This is a genomic window from Pseudomonas sp. B14(2017) (assembly GCF_002113255.1).
Classification (GTDB): domain Bacteria; phylum Pseudomonadota; class Gammaproteobacteria; order Pseudomonadales; family Pseudomonadaceae; genus Aquipseudomonas; species Aquipseudomonas putida_Z.
In genome coordinates this window covers 243,409-264,720 of the sequence record NZ_NEJY01000006.1, presented here as the reverse complement: position 1 = coordinate 264,720, position 21,312 = coordinate 243,409, and the positions used below count along the sequence as shown (strand labels likewise).

Below are 21,312 nucleotides of genomic sequence, written 5' to 3'. Positions count from 1 at the left end.
TCGCAAACTCAACGTTAGCCAAGAACCACGATGACCATCCTCTTTCGCCCGCAGGGCGCCTTCGGCTGGTTCAGTTACACCACTTCCCGGGACACGATCAGTTTTGATGTAGAGACTACGTGAAGTCGGTGTTTTTGAATGCGCTGGTTTGCTTGAGGTTCGCTGTTATATGAAAGATTTGAGTTCATCTGTTTTGTCTCTCAGTCTAGCAGTTTCATCAGGTAATAGGTGGCTATCCAAGCGATGCCAATGGTGTTTAGTGATGATGCAATAAGAATTTTTCTTCTTAACTTCTCAGGGAATTGTAAATGGTCTTGCTCATCCAATAGCCCGCTGCGAATGCTTGAGGCGGGGGACCCAATGGCGCCAGCGATTACAGAAATAACTAGAACTCTGGAACCTATTTTTTTCTCTCCCCACATGCCGGTCGCAAATGGAAGGCACGCGCTCCGTTGGAGTGCTGAGGTCATTTCTTTATATTGGCGAGAGCACGCAATGTGAAGGTCAGATACAAGCCCGATTAAAGCGAGGCAGATAGGAGTGCCTAACAGAAATAGTCTTAGTTTTACGTCAAGGTAATCAATCATCTCCAAAGACCTCGAAGACTAATTCTCCGAACTCCTCACCCGCTTCCATACCACCGATGCTGCCGGCCAAGGCGCCTCCACCAGTGATCACTATTCCGCATGCTACGGCGTAGGGTCCGACTCTCCAGCAAACCTTCGCAGAGATTCTGCCCGCAATTTTTCCTGCCAACCAGCCACCAGCTAAACCACCGGAGAAATTACCTGCCTCAGAAACGCTGACTTTTTTACAGGCATTTGTGTTGCCCTCTTTGCACACCTCTGAAATTTTCAGGGCAGATCCGCCACCGCCAATAGCAATGCCAATACGCCCTCCGGCTTTTAAATATTTAGCCAGCTTGGCCAGCTTGTCTAAGTGTGTCGAGTAGCCAGGGATATGTGTCGGTCCTCCCGCTTTGCTCCAGTGGTGCACCAAGCTTCTCGAAGAGATTCCCAAGTCCCGGCGCAGACCTTCATAGTTTCCGAGATTGAGGTGTTTTTTTAGAAGGGTCGCATTCAAGTTTGCACTCAATTGCGTGAACAGCTTTTGACGTTCTGCAAAGAACTCAGGGTGCCGAAGATGTCCGTGCTTGACGAATTGGACTTTATGGAGCTCTTCGATTTTTTTCAAAATGGTGCTGAGTTCATCCAGCGACTTGGCAACCATCGCCTCGCTCACCCCCATCGCCAGGCTCACATCGCTGAGCAACGCAGCAATCTCGGCTTGATGGCGCATCATGAATTCCGCCTCTTCGGGCGTCAGTTCCGCCAGTGCTTCACGAGCTTGTTTTGCTGCACTCATCGCAGACAGTTCTTCCCGAGTGCACACCGGGCGCCTCAAACCATCGCCAATGACAAAGATCTCGCCCGCCTTGAACCCCTGCTGATAGGTCGGGTTCAGCCGTTCCAGAATTGACCGAGGCAGGTTGGCCTGCGGCGCGCCCAGCTCTGCCAGGACTTCCTCGTATGACATGCAGCGCGGAACGATGTAGAAGCCGGGCTCCATGCCTTGAGGAGTGGGCGAGGGCTGAACCGCCTCAGGCTGATAGGTACTTCTTATTGTGTTACCCGTCCGGGCGTGTGCTGGTGCCTCACGAACAGGCTCAGATGCGGGTGCCCCGCGCGAAGCCGGAGGTGCGTACCCACTTGCAACCAGGCGATTGCTGCCCTGTGGGCACCCGCATTGCACCAGTGCTCCGTCCAGAGCCGTGGGAATACCATCCTGTCGCCAGCGGACTTCGCCCTCGACGATGGTGCCCGCTTGTCCACATAGCGGGCAGGGTGTGGTCGGGTCGCCTTGAAGTAGCCAGTCGCGGCCATGCACACGGCCCCTGGCTTGGCTGGCAATGCAGATGGCGCCTGTGGTGGTTTCGTCGCCGTCCAGGCCTTGGTATCGGCCGAAGATGTTCATGCGCATGCTCATGGCTCGCCTCTTTTTAAGGTGGAAGCCAGGAACCTAGCAGGCGGTTGGCGGGTATTTTCGGGGTGGTGGGGGTTTAGGAAGGGTCCTACAAGGGATAGAGATTTGGACTACGTTATTTTATTGATGGCAATGCCGGCCTCTTCGCGGGCATGCCCGCTCCATAGAACAACACATAAGTCATTGATTTAGCAGGGCTCTGTGGGAGCGGGCGCGCCCGCGAACACCGGCGTAGCCGGTGCCATACACCGCGTTAGGCCCTTCGCGGGCGCGCCCGCTCCCACAGTGAATGTGACACGCTCTCGAACCTTGTTCTCTATGCAATCTCCCTGCGCGGTCGGTGTGGGAGCTGGCTTGCCGGCGATCACCGGCGCAGCCGGTGCCAGCCACCGCGTCGCCTGATTCGCGGGCACGCCCGCTCCCACAGGGATGGTGCTGGGCAAAAGATTGGCGCGACTAAATCACCCCCCCACACCTTCGTCTGACAGTTACCGCTCGACTGCCAGGACACCGCTCGACATGAATGCCGACCAAACGCTCAAGCTCGCCCGCCGCTTCATCGAACTCAACCCCGACAAGCGCCGCCTGTTCCTAAAGGCGCTGCAGGGCGAGGGCATGGATTTTTCCGTGCTGCCGATTGCGCCCGGGGTGGAGGTGGCCGAGCGTGATCAGCTGTCGTACGCCCAGCGGCGCATGTGGTTCCTCTGGCAGCTCGACCCGCAAGGTGCGGCGTACAACCTGCCCATGGCCGTGCGCCTGACTGGCCCGCTGGACCTGGCAGCCCTGCAGCACGCCTTCGATGCCCTGGTGGCCCGCCACGAAACCCTGCGCACCCGCTTCGTCGCCGACGGCGATGACGTGCGCCAGCAGGTCGATGCCAGCGCTGCCCCGTTGCAGCTGCGCCAGGATGCCCTGGCCTGCCTGGACGAAGGCGCCCGTCAGGCCGCCATCGAAACCATCGCCGAAGCCGAAGCCCTGGCCCCCTTCGACCTGGCCAGCGGCCCGCTGTTGCGGGTGCGCCTGCTGCAACTGGCGGCACAGGAGCACATCCTGCTGCTCACCCTGCACCACATCGTCGCCGACGGCTGGTCGATGAACGTGCTGATCGACGAATTCCTGCACCTGTACGACGCCGCCGTGGCCGGCAGCGAAGCCCGCCTGCAACCGCTGCCGATCCAGTACCGCGACTACGCCCTGTGGCAGCGCAGCTGGCTCCAGGCCGGTGAGCAGGAGCGCCAGCTGGCCTATTGGCAGGCGCGCCTGGGCGACGACCATTCGCCGCTGGAGCTGCCACTGGACCGCAGCCGCCAGGGTCGCCCCAGCTATCGCGGCGCACGTCACGAGTTCCCTATCGCTGCAGATGTCGCCGAACGCCTGCGCGGCCTGGCACGCAAGCATAACGTCACCCTGTTCATGGTCCTGCTGGCCGCCTTCAAGCTGCTGCTGCAGCGTTACAGCGGCCAGTCGGCGATCCGTGTCGGCGTGCCCATCGCCAACCGCAACCGCGTCGAAATCCAAGGGCTGATCGGCTGCTTCATCAATACCCAGGTACTGCACACCGAAATCGACCCACTGCTGGACATCACCAGCCTGCTCCAGCGCGTGCGCGAAACCGCCGTAGGCGCGCAAAGCCACCAGGACCTGCCGTTCGAGCAACTGGTCGAAGCCCTGGACCTGCCGCGCAGCAGCGAGAGCCCGCTGTTCCGCGTGCTGTTCAACCACCAGGCGCAGGTGGCGGATGTGCAAGCCATCGAGACCCGCTCCGGCCTGAGCCTGGCGCCAGTCGTGCTGGCAAAGCACAGCGCCCGCTTCGACCTGGCGCTGGACACCCATGAGCGAGCGGGGCAGCTGCACGCAGCGTTCACCTATGCGACCGACGTGTTCGATACGGCCACCGTCGAAGCCCTTGGCGAGCAGTGGCTGGCCCTCGTGCAGGCATTGGCTGACGAAGCGGGTGGCGCAGTCGGCGAGTTGCCATTGCCAGGCCTGGCCCCTGCCATTGGCGCGCCTGCGCAGGCTGACGCAACGCTGCTTGTTCACCAGCGTTTTGCCTCGGCCGCCAGCCGCCACCCCGAGCGCACGGCGGTGATGGCTGCGGGCGAGCAGGCCAGCTTCGCCGAACTCGATGCCCGCGCCGAGGCCATTGCAGGCCGGCTGGTGGAAGCCGGAGCAGGGCCGGACACACTGGTCGGCGTGCTGGCCGACCGCAGTGTCGGCATGCTCGCCAGTATCCTCGGCGTGCTCAAGGCCGGTGGTGCCTACCTGCCACTGGAGCCCGAGCAGCCCGCCGAACGCTTGGCCTACATGCTTGCCGACAGCGGTACCCGCCTGGTACTGGCTCCCGATAGCTGGTCGGTCGAACTGCCCGAGGGCGTGCAGCGCCTGGACTGGGCGCAAATTGGCAGCGGCAGCGCCGCCCGCATCGCCCCGGCGCCGGCCAACCTGGCCTACGTGATCTATACCTCCGGCACCACCGGCCAACCCAAGGGCGTGGCGATCAGCCACGGCGCCCTGGCCAACTACGTCGAAGGCATCGCCGCGCGCCTGCCGCTCGAGCGTATCCGCAGCATGGCCCAGGTCTCGACCCCGGCTGCCGACCTTGGCCACACCATGCTGTTCGGTGCCTTGTGCGGCGGCCATACCCTGCATTTGCTGCTACGCGAGCAGGTGCTGGATGCCGAAGGCTTTGCGGCCTACCTGGCCGAGCACCAGGTAGACGCGCTGAAGATCGTACCGTCGCACCTGGAGGCCATGTTGGTGGCTGGCCGCTCGGCGCTGCCGGCACAGTGCCTGGTGCTCGGCGGCGAGGCCATCAGCCCGAGCCTGCTGGGCAAGGTCCGCAACCTGGCCCCGGCGCTCAAGGTGTTCAACCACTACGGCCCGACCGAAACCACCGTCGGTGTGCTGGTCGCTGAACTGAACGAGCAGGCCAGCCTCGGCCAGCCACTGGCCAATACCCGCGTCGCGGTGCTCGATCGCTGCCTGCAACCCCTGCCGGCCAAAGCCAAGGGCGAGCTGTACATCGGTGGCGCCGGCCTGGCCCGCGGCTACCTGAACCGCCCGGCACTCACCGCCGAGCGCTTCGTCCCCGACCCGAACGGCAGCCACGGCCAGCGCCTGTACCGCAGCGGTGACTGGGTTCGCCAAGGTAGCGACCTGCAGTTCGCCGGGCGCATGGATGGCCAGGTGAAGGTCCGTGGCTATCGCGTGGAACTGGCCGAAATCGAAAACCAGCTGCGTGCCTTGGGCGGTGTCGCCAATGCCCTGGTTCGCGTGCATGGCCAGGCGCCGCAACTGCAACTGGCTGCCTGGCTGGTGCCCAGCCAGATGCCGGCCGACAGCCTGGCCTGGCAGGAGTCGGTCCGCGCCAGCCTCAAGAGCCTGCTGCCCGAGCACATGGTGCCGACCCACCTGATAGTGCTGGAGCACCTGCCGGTCACGGTCAACGGCAAGGTCGACGTCAAGGCGCTGCCGGAACCCGTCGCCACCCAGGTGGCCTATCAAGCGCCGCAGACCCCGCTGCAAACGCAATTGGCGCAGATCTGGGCGCAAGTCCTGCAAGTACCGCAGGTAGGCCTGGGTGACAACTTCTTTGCCCTTGGCGGCCATTCGCTGCTGGCCACCCAGGCGGTATCGCGGATACGCAAGCAGCTGGGCGTGGATATCCCGCTGCGCAGCCTGTTCGACACCGTCGACCTGCAGGCCTTTGCCCAGGCAGTGGCCGAAGGCGAGCAGGGCGCAGGCCTGGACATCGAGATCCTCGACCGCCAGCAACCGCTGCCGGTGTCCCGCTCGCAAAACCGCCAGTGGCTGTTCTGGAAGCTCAACCCCGAAAGCCTGGCCTACAACACGCCGATGGCCGTGCGCATGCAGGGCCACCTCGACCACTGCGCCGTGCAGGCTGCGCTGGATGCCTTGGTAACCCGCCACGAATCGTTGCGCACGGTGTTCGTCGAGGCCGACGGCCTGCCCTGGCAGCGCATCCTGCCGGCCGCCACGGTACCGATCGGTTTCGAAGACCTCAGCGGCCAGGACCACGCCGCGCAGATGCGCAAGCTGGAAGCCGAAGCCTTCGTCCCGTTCGACCTGGAGCACGGCCCGCTGCTGCGCGCACGGCTGTTCAAGGTGCATGCGCAGGAGCACCTGCTGTCGCTGACCTTGCACCATATCGTCTCCGATGGCTGGTCGATGAGCCTGCTGGTGCGCGAGTTCGCCGCCGCCTACAACGCCGCCGCCACGGGCCAGGCGCAAGCCATCGAGCCACTGCCGGTGCAGTACGCCGACTTCGCCGCCTGGCAGCGCAAGTGGCTGGCCGAGGGGCAGATGCAGGCGCAGATCGACTACTGGAAGGCCCGCCTGGAAGACGACTTCGAAGTGCTGGAACTGCCTGCCGACCGCATTCGCCCGCAGGTCAAAAGCTACCAGGGCAGCCGCTTCGACGTGCGCCTGCCACAGGCCCTCACCGAGCGCCTGCGGGCACTGGCGGTGGCATCCAACGCCACGCTGTTCCATGTGTTCCTGGCGGCCTATGCCATCGTACTGTCGCGCTACAGCCGCAAGGGCACGCTCAACATCGGCGTGCCGGTCACCAACCGCAATCGCCTGGAGCTGGAAGGGCTGATCGGCTTCTTCATCAACGTGGTGGTGGCCCGTATCAGTGTCGATGGCAGCCAGCCTTTCGCGCAGTTGCTGGCGGCAATCAAGGAAACCGCCTTGCAGGCCCAGGCCAACAAGGACGTGCCGTTCCTCGAGGTAGCCGAGGCGCTGTACCCCGACCGTGGCCAAGGTGTGAACCCGTTCTTCCAGGTGCTGTACAACCACCTGCGCGACCTTGGCGAGCAGGTGTCCAGCGATGCCCTGCACGGCCTGCAGGTCAAGGAAGTGGACCTGCTGGAGCCGGGCGCGCAGTACGACATTTCGCTCAATACCCTGGAGCGCTCCGACGGCGTGACTGCCTCGTTCAACTATTCCACCGACCTGTTCGATGCCGCACGTATCGAGCGCATGGCCGGGCATTGGCAAGCACTGCTGGAAGCCATTTGCGCCGAGCCACAGCGCTGCATTGCCGAGCTGGACTTCCTTGGCAGTGCCGAACGCCAGCAGCTGTCCCACGGCTGGAACCCGGCGCCCCAGGCTGGCAGCGGCTTGTGCGCGCACCAACTGCTGTCACTCCAGGCCCACGAGCGGCCGGATGCGCTGGCGCTGATCTTCGACGACCAGCAGATGACCTACGCCGAACTGGACTGCAGCAGCAACCAGTTGGCCCACCGCCTGCGGGCGCTGGGCGTGGGGCCGGACTGCCTGGTTGGCGTGGCTGTCGAGCGCGGCCTGGGCATGGCCCTGGCGCTGATCGCCATTCACAAGGCGGGTGGCGCCTATGTGCCGCTGGACCCGGACTACCCGCAAGAACGCCTGGCCTACATGGTCGAGGACAGCAATATCGGCCTGCTGCTGGCCGACGCGCCCTCGCGTGAGCGCCTGCAACTGGGCAAGCAACTGCCCTGCGTGGTACTGGAGCCGGGCACCGAGTGGCTGCAAGCCTGGCCCGCCGAACCGCTGGCCAACCTGGCGGCACCGCACAACCTCGCCTACGTCATCTACACCTCCGGCTCCACCGGCATGCCCAAGGGCGTGGCCATCGACCACCAGGCCCTGTCGCTGTTCTGCCAGGTGGCCGGCGACTATTCGCACCTCAGCCCAGGCGATCGCGTGCTGCAGTTCGCCACCATCAGCTTCGATGGCTTCATCGAGCAGTTCTTCCCGCCGCTGGCCCAGGGCGCCTGTGTGGTGCTGCGCGACCTGCGGCTGTGGGACACCGCCACCCTGCTGGACGAGATCAACCGCCACGGCGTGACTGTGGCCGACCTGCCGGCGGCCTACTGGCGCCTGCTGGCGCTGGAGCGCCGCGCCCCCGAGGCCTATGGCCGGCTGAAGCAGATTCACGTGGGGGGTGAGGCGGTGCCGGAAGATGCCCTGCGCGCCTGGCTGGCCGATGGCCCGCCAGCGGTGCGCCTGCTGAACACCTACGGCCCGACCGAAGCCACCGTGGTCGCCACCACCTACGACTGCTCGCAGATGACCGTGGAGCAGATCAGCCAAGGCGGCGTGCCGATCGGGCGTGCCTTGCCGGGGCGTACCCTGCATGCCCTGGACGATGGCCTGGCGCCGACACCGGTGGGCGTGCCCGGCGAGCTGTTCATCGGCGGGGCAGGGTGCCTGGCACGCGGTTATCACCAGCGGCCGTCACTCACCGCCGAGCGTTTCATCCCCGACCCGTTCGACCCGGTTGGCGGTGGCCGCCTGTACCGCACCGGCGACCTCGGCTGCTACGACGAAAACGGCCAGCTGGCCTATCGCGGCCGGGTCGACCACCAGGTGAAGGTGCGCGGCTTCCGTATCGAGCTGGGCGAGATCGAGCAGTACCTGCGGGCGCACCCGGACGTTCGCGAAGCCACCGTAGTGGCCATCGACCTGCCCGGTGGCAAGCAGCTGTGCGCCTATGCGGTTCCGGCCGAAGGCTACCGCGGCGATCTGCGCCAGGCCCTGAAGCAGTACCTCAAGGCCAGCCTGCCGGACTACATGATCCCGGCTTACCTGGTGACACTGCCGAGCATGCCGCTGACCCCCAGCGGCAAACTCGACCGCAAGGCCCTGCCACTGCCCGACCCGAACCAGCCGCAGCATGACTACCAGGCGCCGCAGAGCGAGCGGCAGCAGCAGCTGGCGAACATCTGGGCGCAGTTGCTGAACGTTGCCCGGGTCGGCCTGAACGACAACTTCTTCGAGCTGGGCGGCCACTCCTTGCTGGCGGCCCAGGCAGTGTCGCGGATCAACGTCGAGCTGGGGCTGGACATACCCCTTCGGCTGATCTTCAGCCACCCCGAACTACGCGCGTTCGCCCAGGCACTGGACGAGCAGGGCCTGTCGCTCTCCGACGATGGCCTGAGCGATATCGAACAAATGATGAATGCATTCACAGAGGCCTGACATGGAACTCACTGCCGCACAACGCATCGCCCAACGTTTCGTTGGCCTCCCCGTGGAGCAACGCCAGCAGATCCTGGCAAAGATGCAGGCCACCGGGCAGAGCTTCCGCCTGCTGCCCATCGTGCCCGCGCGCCAGGGCCTGGCGCGCATTCCGCTGTCGTACGCCCAGCAACGCCTGCTGTTTCTCTGGCAGCTGGAGCCCGACAGCCCGGCCTACAACGTGCCGATGGCGGTACGCCTGAAGGGCGCGCTGGACCAGGCGGTGCTGCAGCAGGCGCTGGATGCGCTGGTGCAACGCCACGAATCGCTGCGCACGCGCTTCGCCTCGGAGGAGGGCGAGTTCTACCAGGAAATCCTCGAGCACTGCCCGCTGGCGCTGGAACGGGTGATGTTCGACGGTGCCGCCGACGAGGCAGCGCTGAGCGTGGCCGTGGACGCCGCCCTCAAGCAGCCCTTCGACCTGCTGGCCGGCCCGCTGCTGCGGGTGACCCTGCTGCGCGTGGCCGCCGATCACCACGTGCTGGCGCTGAGCATGCACCACATCATCTCCGACGGCTGGTCCAGCGATGTGCTGGTGCAGGAATTCATCCAGCTGTACAGCGCCCTGGCCGAAGGCCGGCAGGCCGAGTTGCCGGCCTTGCCGATCCAGTACGCCGACTACGCCATCTGGCAGCGCGCCTGGCTCGAGGCCGGTGAAGCGCAGCGCCAGCTGGCCTACTGGCAGGCCCAGTTGGGCGACGAGCAGCCGGTGCTGAGCCTGCCGCTGGACTTCGAGCGCCCGGCCACGCCCAGCCAGCGTGGCGCGGTGGTGCGCGTGGACATCGGCGCCGAACAGGCCGAGGCCCTGCGCAGCCAGGCGCGCAAGGGTGGCCACACATTGTTCGTGCTGGTACTGGCGGCCATGGCGGTGGTGCTGTCGCGCTACAGCGGCCAGGCCGACATCCGCATCGGCGCCCCGAACGCCGGGCGCAACCGCAAGGAGCTGGAAGGCCTGATCGGCTTCTTCATCAACACCCAGGTGCTGCGCGTGCAGGTGGACGAGCGCGCCACCTTCGCCGCGCTGCTGGAGCAGGTAAAAGACGTGATCGGCGGCGCCCAGTCGCACCAGGAACTGCCGTTCGAGCACCTGGTCGATGCCTTGCTGCCCGAGCGCAACCTGGCCCACAACCCGCTGTTCCAGTTCAAGATCAACCAGCACGTGGCCGCCAGCGATGCAGGGCGCAAGCGCCTGGGCGCGCTGGAGGTGGAAGGCTTTGCCCGTGACGGCGGCGATGCCCGCTTCGACCTGGCGTTCGACTTCTCCGACAAGGCCGACGGCATCGAAGGCTACTTCACCTACGCCACCGACCTGTTCGAGCAGGCCACCATCGAACGCATGGCCGCTTCGCTGCGCCAGGTGCTGGATGCTCTGATCCGTGACCCGCAGCAGGCGATCGTCGACAGCCCGCAAGTGGCGACGCTGCTGCCGGCGGCCACGCAGGCCTACCCGCACGGCAACTTCCTCGCTTTGTGGCGCCAGGCAATGGCGCAAGGCCAGGCCCACGGCGGTGTGCGTGCCGGTGACCGGTTCATGACCCAGGCCGGGCTGGAGGCGGCGTCCAACCGCCTGGCCGACTACCTGCGTCAGCATGGCGTCGGTGCCGGCAGCATCGTCGCCCTGTGCCTGCCGCGCTCCATCGAGTGGGTCGGCGCCTTGCTCGCGGTGCTCAAGACCGGCGCCGCCTACCTGCCGCTGGATACCCAGCAGCCGCAGGAGCGCCTGCAACAACTGATTGTCGACAGTGGCGCCGCCGTACTGCTGCATGAGCCGGGCGACCGGCGCTTCGCCGGCCTGGACGGCGTGCAGCTGATTGCCTGCGATCACACCGCCTGGGCAACCTGCAGCGACAGCCCGGTCGAGGTGGCCATCGCCGCCGAACAACCGGCCTATCTGATCTACACCTCGGGCTCGACCGGCCAGCCGAAAGGCGTGGTGGTCAGCCACGGGGCGCTGGCCAGTTACACCCAGGCGGTGCTGGAGCGCCTGCAACTGCCGGCCGCAGCGAGCATGGCGATGGTGTCCACCACCGCGGCCGACCTGGGCCACACCGTGCTGTTCGGTGCCTTGGCCTCGGGCCGCCTGCTGCACCTGCTGCCACAGGAACTTGCGTTCGACCCGGATGGCTTCGCCAGCTACATGGCGCAGCACCAGGTCGGCGTGCTCAAGCTGGTGCCGAGCCACCTGCAAGGCTTGCTGCAAGCGGCCCGCGCCGCCGATGTGCTGCCCGCCGAGGCATTGATCCTGGGTGGTGAGGCATGCAGCTGGGGCCTGTTGGAAAAAATCCGCGAACTGCGCCCGGCCTGCCGGGTCATCAACCATTACGGCCCGACCGAAACCACTGTCGGCGTGCTCACCTTCGAGCCGGGGCAGCCGCTGCCAGGTTGCCGAACGGTGCCGGTCGGGCGCCCGCTGGGCAACGCCTGCGCCCAGGTGCTGGATGGCTACCTCAACCCGTTGGCGGCGCAGGTGCCCGGTGAGCTTTACCTGGGCGGGCAAGGCGTCGCCCAGGGCTACCTGGGCCAGCCAGCGTTGACCGCCGAACGCTTCGTGCCGACCGAGGGTGGTGCCCGCTTGTACCGCACCGGTGATCGCGCGCGGCTGACTGCCGATGGCCTGGTCGAGTTCATCGGCCGTGCCGACGACCAGGTGAAGATCCGTGGCTATCGCGTGGAGCCAGGTGAAGTCGGCCGGGTGCTGGCCGGCCTGCCCGGTGTCAGCGAGGCCGTGGTACTGGCCTTGCCACTGGAGGGCGATACCGAGCGCTTGCAGCTGGTGGCCTATGGGGTGGCAGACGCAGGCGTGACCGTGCAGCAACTGCAGGCGCAATTGCAGGCACGCCTGCCGGACTACATGGTGCCGGCGCAGATACTGCTGCTGGAGCGCCTGCCACTGACCGCCAACGGCAAGCTCGACAAGCGTGCCTTGCCGGCACCAGGCGCGGTTAGCCGTGGCTATGTGGCGCCGCAAGGCGATATCGAGGAGACGCTGGCCGCAGTGTGGGCCGATGTGCTCAAGCTGGAGCAGGTCGGCAGCACCGACAACTTCTTCGAACTGGGCGGCGACTCGATCCTCAGCCTGCAGATCATCGCCCGGGCCAAGCGCCAGGGCATCAGGATCACCCCCAAGCAGTTGTTCGAACAACAGACCATCGCCCAGCTGGCCCAGGTAGCCAAGCGCATCGAGGCCAAGCAAGCGGTTGCGGCCGCAGCCGTGGACACCGCCACCAGCGGCGAGGTGGCGTTGCTGCCGGCCCAGGCGCGTTTCTTCGAGATGGAGATCGCCCAGCCGGCGCATTGGAACCAGTCGGTGCTGCTCAAGCCTGCCAGCCCGGTGCAGGTGCAACACCTGGAGGCAGCCCTGCGCGCCGTGGTCGAGCAGCACGATGCCCTGCGCCTGCGCTTCAGCCGTGGCGAAAGCCAGTGGCAGGCGCGCTTCCAGCCGTTGGTCAATGCACCACTGCTGCGCCAGCACAACCTGGCCGCACTGAGTGAGCTGGACGCCGCCGGCAACCAGGTACAGGCCAGCCTGAACCTGGAGCACGGGCCGCTGCTGCGTGCCGAACTGTTCGATTTCGCCGATGGCCAGCAGCGCCTGCTGCTGGTGGTCCATCACCTGGTGGTCGACGGTGTGTCGTGGCGGGTGTTGCTGGAAGACCTGCAAGCGGCCTACCGGCAATTGCTGAACGGTCAGGCCGTGAGCCTGCCCGCCAAGACCACCTCGGTGAAGACCTGGGCCGAGCGCCTGGCCAGCCATGCCGGCAGCCCCGCATTGCAAGCACAGCACGACTACTGGTTGCAGGCGCAGGGCGGCGACCACGCCGAACTGCCGCGTGACAACCCGCAGGGCAGCCTGGCCAACACCCATGCCCGTACCGCCGCCACACGGCTGGATGCCGAGCGCACCGCCAAGCTGCTGAAACAGGCCCCGGCGGCCTACCGCACGCAGATCAACGACCTGCTGCTGACCGCGCTGGCGCGCACCCTGTGCCAGTGGAGCGCACAGGACAACGTGCAGGTACTGCTGGAGGGCCATGGCCGCGAAGACCTGTTCGACGACCTCGACCTCAGCCGCACCGTGGGCTGGTTCACCAGCCTGTTCCCGGTGCGCCTCACACCCGGCCAGGACCTTGGCCAGTCGATCAAGGCGATCAAGGAGCAACTGCGCGGCGTGCCGGACAAAGGTCTCGGCTACGGCTTGCTGCGTTACTTCGGCGATGCTGAAGTGCGTGACCGGCTCGAGCGTGCCGCCCAGGCCCGTGTCACCTTCAACTACCTGGGCCAGTTCGATGCCAGCTTCGATGCCGAGGCCGGCGCCCTGTTCACCCCAAGCGGGGAAAGCGCAGGCCGTACCCAATGTGCCGGCGCACAACTGGGCAACTGGCTGAGCATCACCGGCCAGGTGTACGGCGGCGAGCTGTTCCTGGAGTGGACCTACAGCGCCGACGTTCATCACCCGGCCACCATCGAGAAGCTGGCCCAGGCCTACGGGCAGGCCTTGGCAGAGCTGGTCGAGCACTGCTGCGATGCGCGGCACCAGGGCGTGACGCCGTCGGACTTCCCGCTGGCCGCGCTGACCCAGGCACAACTGGACAGCCTGCCGCTGGAGCTCGGGCAGATCGCCGATGTATACCCGCTGTCACCCATGCAGCAGGGCATGTTGTTCCACACCCTTTACGACCAGCAGGCCGGCAACTACATCAACCAGCTGCGCGTGGATGTGGATGGGCTGGATGTGCAGCGGTTCCGCCAGGCCTGGCAGGCCACGCTCGATGCCCACGACATCCTGCGCAGCGGTTTCATCTTGCAAGGCGAACTGGACCAGGCTGTACAGGTGGTACGCAAGGCCGTCGAATTGCCGTGCAGCGAGCATGACTGGCGTGGCCAGCCGGCGCTGGAGCAGGCATTGCAGGCCCTGGCCGAGGGTGAGCGCCAGCGCGGCTTCGACCTTGCTGCCGCGCCGCTGCTGCGCCTGGTACTGGTACGCACGGGCGATACCCGCCACCACCTGATCTACACCAACCACCACATCCTCATGGACGGCTGGAGCACCTCGCGCCTGTTGGGCGAAGTGCTGCAGCGCTATGCCGGCCTGGCGCCGCAGGCACAGGCTACGCACTACCGCGACTACATCGCCTGGCTGCAGGGCCAGGACGCGGCCGTTGCCGAAGCCTTCTGGAAAGCCCAGCTTGCGGCCCTGGACGAGCCGACCCGCCTGGCCCAGGCCATCGCCGGCAGTGCAGGCGCAAGCGGTAGCGGTCATGGCGACCACCGCCTGGCCTTCGACCCTGAGCAGACCGCGCGCATCGAAGCCTTCGCCCGGGCCAACCGGGTCACGGTCAACACCTTGGTGCAATCAGCCTGGCTGCTGTTGTTGCAACGCTGCACCGGCCAGGCCAGCGTGTGCTTCGGCGCCACGGTCGCCGGTCGCCCGGCAGACCTGCCGGGGGTAGAGGAACAGATCGGCCTGTTCATCAACACCTTGCCGGTGATCGGCGCCCCGCGTGCCGAGCAGACCGTGGCCGAGTGGATCGGCCAGGTGCAGGCCGGCAACCTGGCCGTGCGCGAGTTCGAGCACACCCCGCTGTACGATGTGCAGCGCTGGGCGGGGCAGGGCGGTGACGCCTTGTTCGACAGCATCCTGGTGTTCGAGAACTACCCGGTGGCCGAGGCGCTGCAACAGGGCGCGCCCGGTGGCCTGCGCTTCGGCGATGTGGCCGTGCAGGAGCAGACCAACTACCCGCTGACCCTGGTGGTGGAACTGGGCACCACGCTGTCGATGCAGTACAGCCATGACCGTGCGCTGTGGAGCGACGAGAGCATTGGCCGCCTGGCTGGCTACTTTGCCAACCTGCTGCAGGCGCTGGCGGAGAATGCTGACGCGGTGATTGGCGAGCTGCCCATGCTGGGCTTGCCAGAACAGAAACAGATGGTCGAAGGCTGGAACGAAACCCAGGCGACGTACCCGGACGAGCGCAGCATCCACCAGCTGATTGAGGCCCAGGTGTTCGCCACCCCGGATGCCCCGGCGCTGGCCTTTGGCGAGCAGAGCCTGAGCTATGCCGAGCTCAACCGCCGTAGCAACCAGCTGGCGCACAAGCTGCGCGAGCAGGGCGTGGGCCCGGACGTGCTGGTGGGCATCGCCATGGAGCGCAGCCTGGAGATGGTCGTCGGCCTGCTGGGTATCGTGAAGGCCGGTGGCGCTTATGTGCCGCTGGACCCGGAATATCCCCAGGACCGCCTGAGCTACATGTTCGAGGACAGCGGCATCGCCTTGCTGCTGACCCAGTCGCACCTGCACGAAGCCTTGCCGATCCCGGCCGGCCTGCGCAGCCTGGACCTGGATACCGAGAACTTCGACGGCTACAGCGATGCCAACCCGAACATCGACGTGGCCCCGCTGAACCTCGCCTACGTGATCTACACCTCCGGCTCCACCGGTCGCCCGAAAGGCGCTGGCAACAGCCATCAGGCGCTGGTCAACCGCCTGTGGTGGATGCAGAAAGCCTACGGGCTGGACGCCGGCGACAGCGTGCTGCAGAAAACCCCGTTCAGCTTCGACGTGTCGGTGTGGGAGTTCTTCTGGCCGCTGATGACCGGCGCGCGCTTGGTCGTGGCCCAGCCGGGCGCGCACCGCGACCCGCAGCTGCTGGTCGAAGCCATCAACCACCACGGCATCAGTACGCTGCACTTCGTGCCGTCGATGCTGCAGGCGTTCATGACCCACGAAGCAGTCGAAAGCTGCATCAGCCTCAAGCGCGTGGTGTGCAGCGGTGAGGCGTTGCCGGCCGAACTGGCCCGCCAGACCCTGCAACGCCTGCCGGCGGCGGGCCTGTACAACCTGTACGGCCCGACCGAAGCGGCGATCGACGTGACCCACTGGACCTGCCAGCCGGACGAAAACATCAGCGTGCCGATCGGCCAGCCGATCGACAACCTCAAGACCCACATCCTCGAAGGCAGCCTGCAACCGGCGGTGCGCGGCAGTGCTGGCGAGCTGTACCTCGGTGGTGTCGGCCTGGCCCGTGGTTACCACCAGCGCCCGGCGCTGACCGCCGAACGCTTCGTGCCGGACCCGTTCAGCGACAACGGCGGCCGCCTGTACCGCACCGGCGACCTGGCGCGCTACCGCGCCGATGGTGTGATCGACTATGCCGGGCGCATCGACCACCAGGTGAAGATCCGCGGCCTGCGCATCGAACTGGGCGAGATCGAGGCGCGCTTGCTGGAGCTGCCGAGTGTGCAGGAAGCCGTGGTGCTGGCCCAGGACGGGCCAAGCGGCAAGCAGCTGGTGGGCTATGTGGTGCCCGTCGACAGCACGCAAGACGAAGGCGCATTGCGCGACAGCCTGCGCGAGGCGCTCAAGGCCGGCCTGCCGGACTACATGGTGCCCGCGCACCTGCTGCTGCTCGGCAAGCTGCCGGTGACGCCGAACGGCAAGCTGGACCGCAAGGCCCTGCCGCAGCCGGATGCCAGCCAGTTGCAGGGCGAGTACGTCGCCCCGCGGAGCGATCTGGAACAGCAGATCGCGGCGATCTGGGCGGATGTGCTGAAGCTGGAGAAGGTCGGCCTGACCGACAACTTCTTCGAGCTGGGCGGCGATTCGATCATTTCGCTGCAGGTGGTCAGCCGTGCGCGCCAGGTGGATATCCAGTTCACGCCCAAGGACCTGTTCGAGGCCCAGACGGTGCAGGCACTGGCCCGGCTCGCCAACCGCGGCGACAATGTATCGATCGATCAGGGTGCGGTAACGGGCGTGACGCCGCTCACGCCGATCCAGCACTGGTTCTTCGAGCAGCCCATTGTCGTGCGCCATCACTGGAACCAGTCGGTGCTGCTCACGCCAGGTGAAACGCTGGAGCCGGCGACGCTCGATGCGGCATTGCAGGCATTGCTCGAACATCACGATGCCCTGCGTTTGCGCGTGTTCGGCCATGGGGTGGGCTGGCAGGCTGAATTTGCCGATGCAGGCTACTCCCAGTTGCTGTGGCATCGCGATTTCGCCAGCGTCGAGCAGTTGCAGCAAGCCGCCAGTGAAGCCCAGCGCAGCCTTGACCTCGAGCATGGGCCGTTGATGCGTGCCATGCTCGCTGCGCTGCCTGACGGTAGCCAGCGACTGCTTTTGGTCATCCATCACCTGGCGGTAGACGGTGTGTCGTGGCGTGTGCTGCTGGAAGACCTGCAGCAGGCCTACCAGACCCTGGCTGCCGGGCAGCCACTGCAGCTTCCGGCCAAGACCACTTCGTACAAAGCCTGGGCCGAGCGTTTGCAAACCTATGCCGCCGCGCCCGCATTGCAACAGCAACTGGGCTACTGGCAGGCGCAGTTGCAAGGGGCCAGCGAAATGCTGCCCTGCGACAACCCGCAAGGCAGCCGGCAACTGAAGCATGCGGCTTCGGTCAGCACGCGCCTCGACGTGGCAAGCACCCGACGGCTGTTGCAGGATTGCTCGGTGGCTTATCGCACGCAGATCAACGACCTGCTGCTGACGGCCCTGGCGCAAGCAGTTGGCCGCTGGAGCGACCAGCCCGAAGTGCTGGTGCGCCTGGAAGGGCATGGCCGTGAAGACCTGTTCGCGGGTATCGACCTGACGCGTACGGTGGGCTGGTTCACCAGCCTGTACCCGGTAAAGTTGAGCCCGCAGGCAGACCTGGCAAGTTCGATCAAGACCATCAAGGAACAGCTGCGCGCCGTGCCTGACAAAGGCCTGGGCTATGGCGTGCTGCGCTACCTCGGTGATGCCGCGAGCCGCGAGGCCCTTGCAGCATTGCCTGAAGGCCAGATCGTCTTCAACTACCTCGGGCAGTTCGACGGCAGCTTCGATGGCGAAGCAGGTCTGTTCACCCCCGCCAAGGAGAACGATGGCGCCAGGCAGGATGCCGAAGCACCGTTGGCCAGCCTGTTGACCGTCAACGGTCAGGTATATGGCGGCGAGCTACGCCTGGAGTGGACCTTCAGCCAGGACATTCATCGCCGCGAAACCATCGAGCAGTTGGCCCAGGCTTACCAGCAGGCCTTGGCTGAAATCATCGAGCATTGCTGTGAGGGTGGACATCGTGGCCTGACCCCGTCCGACTTCCCGTTGGCCGACCTGACCCAGGCGCAGCTCGACCAGCTGCCGGTTGCCGTGTCGCAGATCGCCGACGTCTACCCGCTGTCGCCGATGCAGCAGGGCATGCTGTTCCACAGCATCTACGAGCAAGGCAGCGGCAACTACATCAACCAGATGCGCGTGGATGTGGATGGCCTGGATGTACAAGCCTTCCGGCAGGCCTGGGATGCTGCCTTGCAGGCCCACGAAATCCTGCGCAGCAGCTTCATCTGGCAGGGGGACCTGGGCCAGGCGGTGCAGGTCGTGCGCAAGCAGGTGACACTGCCGTTCAGCGTATATGACTGGCGTGCCGAGGATGAGCTGGCGCGGGCGCTGGACAGCCTGGCGGATGCCGACCGGCAGCGTGGCTTCGACCTGGTCGAGGCACCCTTGTTGCGCCTGGTGCTGGTGCGTACGGCGCAGGCACGTCACCACCTGATCTTCACCTGCCATCACATCCTGATGGATGGCTGGAGCACCTCGCAGTTGCTGGGTGAGGTGTTGCAGCGTCATGCCGGTAAACCTGTGGTGGCAGCGGCGGGCAGCTACCGTGACTACATCGCCTGGTTGCAGCGCCAGGATGGGGCGGCGGCAGAGCGGTTCTGGCAGGGCCAGATGGCCAGCTTCAACGAGCCAACGCGCCTGGCCCAGGCCGTGCGCAATGGTGAGCCTGATGGCCAGGGCCATCACGTTCATCACCAGGCATTCGATGCAGGGTGTACCGAGCGGGTTGAAGCCTTTGCCCGTGCCCAGCGTGTCACCGTCAACACCTTGGTACAGGCTACCTGGCTGTTGCTGTTGCAGCGCTATACCGGGCAGTCGTCGGTCTGCTTCGGGGCCACGGTCGCCGGCCGGCCAGCGGAGCTGGCGGGCGTGGAGGCGCAGATCGGCTTGTTCATCAACACCCTGCCGGTGGTTGGTACACCGCAAGGAGAACAGAGCGTCGCGCAATGGATCGGGCAGGTGCAGGCCAGCAACCTGGCCATGCGTGAGTACGAACATACGCCGCTGTACGATGTGCAGCGCTGGGCCGGGCTTGGCGGTGAAGCCCTGTTCGACAGCCTGGTGGTGTTCGAAAGTTACCCGGTGTCCGAGGCCCTTCGGCAGGGTGCACCGAGTGGCTTGCAGTTTGGCCCAGTGCAGGTGCGCGAGCAGACCAACTATCCGCTGACCGTGCTGGTGAGCCTTGGCGACAGCCTGGCTATCCAGTACCGGCATGACCGTGCGCACTGGAGCAGCGAGGCGATCGAGCAACTGGCCCATCACTTCGGTACGCTGCTTGACGCGCTGGTGAGTGACCCGTGTGCTGCACTCGGCGACCTGCCGCTGCTCGATGCCGCACAGCATCAGCGTATCGTGCAGGACTGGAACCGCACGGCGGCCAGTTACCCGGCCGACCGCTGTATCCATCAGCTGTTCGAGGCGCAGGTGGTTGCTGCGCCAGGTGCAGTGGCACTTATCCACGGCGAGCAGACGCTCACGTATGCCGCGCTCAATGTACGGGCCAACCAGCTTGCCCACAAACTGCGCGAGGCTGGCGTGGGCCCGGAGGTGCTGGTAGGTGTCGCCATGGAGCGTGGCCTGGACATGGTGGTCGCGCTGATGGCCATTCTCAAGGCGGGCGGCGCCTACGTGCCGCTCGACCCTGGCTACCCGCAGGACCGCCTGGTGTACATGCTCGAAGACAGCCAGTCGATCCTGCTGCTGTCGCAGTCGCACCTGCTGGAGCGTGTGCCGGCCAGCTTCCAGGCGCGCACGCTGCTGGTGGACCAATTGCTGCTCGACGGCTACGAAGCGGCCGACCCGGTGTGCGTGAGCACGCCGGACAACCTGGCGTACTGCATCTACACCTCAGGCTCCACCGGCAAACCCAAGGGCGTCCAGATCGAGCATCGCAATGCCGTGGCAATGATCGGCTGGGCGCAGTCGGTGTACAGCCAGCAGGACCTGTGTGGCGTGTTGGCGTCCACATCGATCTGTTTCGACCTGTCGGTCTGGGAGCTGTTCGTGACCCTGGGCTCGGGTGGCTATGCGGTACTGGCGGCCAATGCCCTGGAGCTGCCGCACCTGCCGGCCAAAGACCAGGTACGCCTGGTCAACACGGTGCCGTCGGCCATCAAGGTGCTGCATGAAACCGGCCAGTTGCCGTCCGGTGTGCGCATCATCAACCTGGCGGGGGAGGCCCTCAAGCAGGGGCTGGTCGACGCGCTGTACGGCACTGGCCATGTGCTCAAGGTATACGACCTGTACGGGCCTTCGGAGGATACCACCTACTCGACCTTCACCCTGCGCACCCAAGGTGGCCAGGCCAATATCGGCCGGCCGCTTTCCAACAGTGCCGTGTACCTGTTGAGCGAGGCCGGAACGCCGCTGCCGGTAGGGGTGGTGGGGGAGCTGTACATGGCGGGTGCGGGCCTGGCGCGTGGTTACCTGGCGCGCCCTGGGCTTACCGCCGAACGCTTCATCCCCGACCCGTTCGGTGGGCAGGGTGGCCGCCTGTATCGCACCGGCGACCTGGCGCGCTATGACGCCGACGGGGTCATCGAATATGTCGGGCGTATCGACCATCAGGTGAAGATTCGCGGCTTCCGTATCGAACTCGGCGAGATCGAGGCGCGCCTGCAACAACAGGACGCAGTCCGCGAAGCCGTGGTACTGGCGCTGGATGCGCCGGGCGGCAAGCAACTGCTTGGCTACGTGGTGCCAGCCGATGCAGCGTCGGTTGCCAGCGAGGAAGCCCGGGCGGCGCTGCTTGACACCCTGCGCGCCAGGCTGAAGGCCAGCCTGCCGGACTACATGGTGCCCGCGCACCTGTTGCTGTTGGAACGCCTGCCACTGACACCGAACGGCAAACTGGACCGCAAGGCCCTGCCACAGCCTGACGGCAACCTGCGCCGGGCGGCCCATGTGGCGCCGGAAACGGAGCTTGAGCGGCGGATCGCAGCGGTATGGGCTGAAGTTCTTGGCCTGGAAAACGTATCTCTTACCGACAACTTCTTCGAGCTGGGGGGCCACTCCTTGCTGGCAACCCAGGCGGTAGCACGACTGCAGATCGAACTGGGTACGAACCTGCCACTCGCGTTGTTGTTCCAGACAGAGAACCTGCAGGCCTTTGCACAAGAGGTCGGCAGTCTCGGTACCCGAAACGACGGAGACCTGGATGAGCTCCAGGACTTCATGGCAGAGCTCGAGGCGGTTTGAGATGCACACGGACA

At 65.7% G+C, this 21,312-nt stretch carries 4 protein-coding genes; 2 read left to right on the top strand and 2 right to left on the bottom strand.

The features are described from left to right. Positions 1-200: 200 nt before the first annotated feature. Both CAG34_RS08470 and CAG34_RS08465 read right to left on the bottom strand, forming a co-directional pair. Entirely contained in the window at positions 201-587 is a 387-nt protein-coding gene (locus CAG34_RS08470; protein WP_085589200.1) for a hypothetical protein, read from the bottom strand. Next, positions 580-1,986, bottom strand: a complete 1,407-nt coding sequence (locus CAG34_RS08465; RefSeq protein ID WP_085589198.1) for a PAAR domain-containing protein — start codon at positions 1,984-1,986, stop codon at positions 580-582. Before CAG34_RS08465 ends, CAG34_RS08470 begins: the two co-directional genes overlap by 8 nt. Before the next feature lie 516 nt (positions 1,987-2,502). Here CAG34_RS08465 and CAG34_RS08455 point away from each other — a divergent pair. Beyond that, the gene (locus CAG34_RS08455) at positions 2,503-8,970 is read left to right on the top strand and encodes a non-ribosomal peptide synthetase (RefSeq protein ID WP_085589194.1); all 6,468 of its coding nucleotides are present in this window, start codon (positions 2,503-2,505) and stop codon (positions 8,968-8,970) included. A gap of 1 nt (position 8,971) precedes the next feature. Further along, complete coding sequence (locus CAG34_RS08450; protein WP_085589192.1) at positions 8,972-21,298, top strand: non-ribosomal peptide synthetase; 12,327 nt, start codon at positions 8,972-8,974, stop codon at positions 21,296-21,298. The last annotated feature ends 14 nt before the right edge of the window (positions 21,299-21,312 follow it).

Excerpts from the sequence above, each read along its gene's own strand:
- CAG34_RS08455 (WP_085589194.1), top strand. The coding sequence starts at position 2,503 with ATGAATGCCGACCAAACGCTCAAGCTCGCCCGCCGCTTCATCGAACTC.
- CAG34_RS08470 (WP_085589200.1), bottom strand. The coding sequence starts at position 587 with ATGATTGATTACCTTGACGTAAAACTAAGACTATTTCTGTTAGGCACT.
- CAG34_RS08450 (WP_085589192.1), top strand. The coding sequence starts at position 8,972 with ATGGAACTCACTGCCGCACAACGCATCGCCCAACGTTTCGTTGGCCTC.
- CAG34_RS08465 (WP_085589198.1), bottom strand. The coding sequence starts at position 1,986 with ATGAGCATGCGCATGAACATCTTCGGCCGATACCAAGGCCTGGACGGC.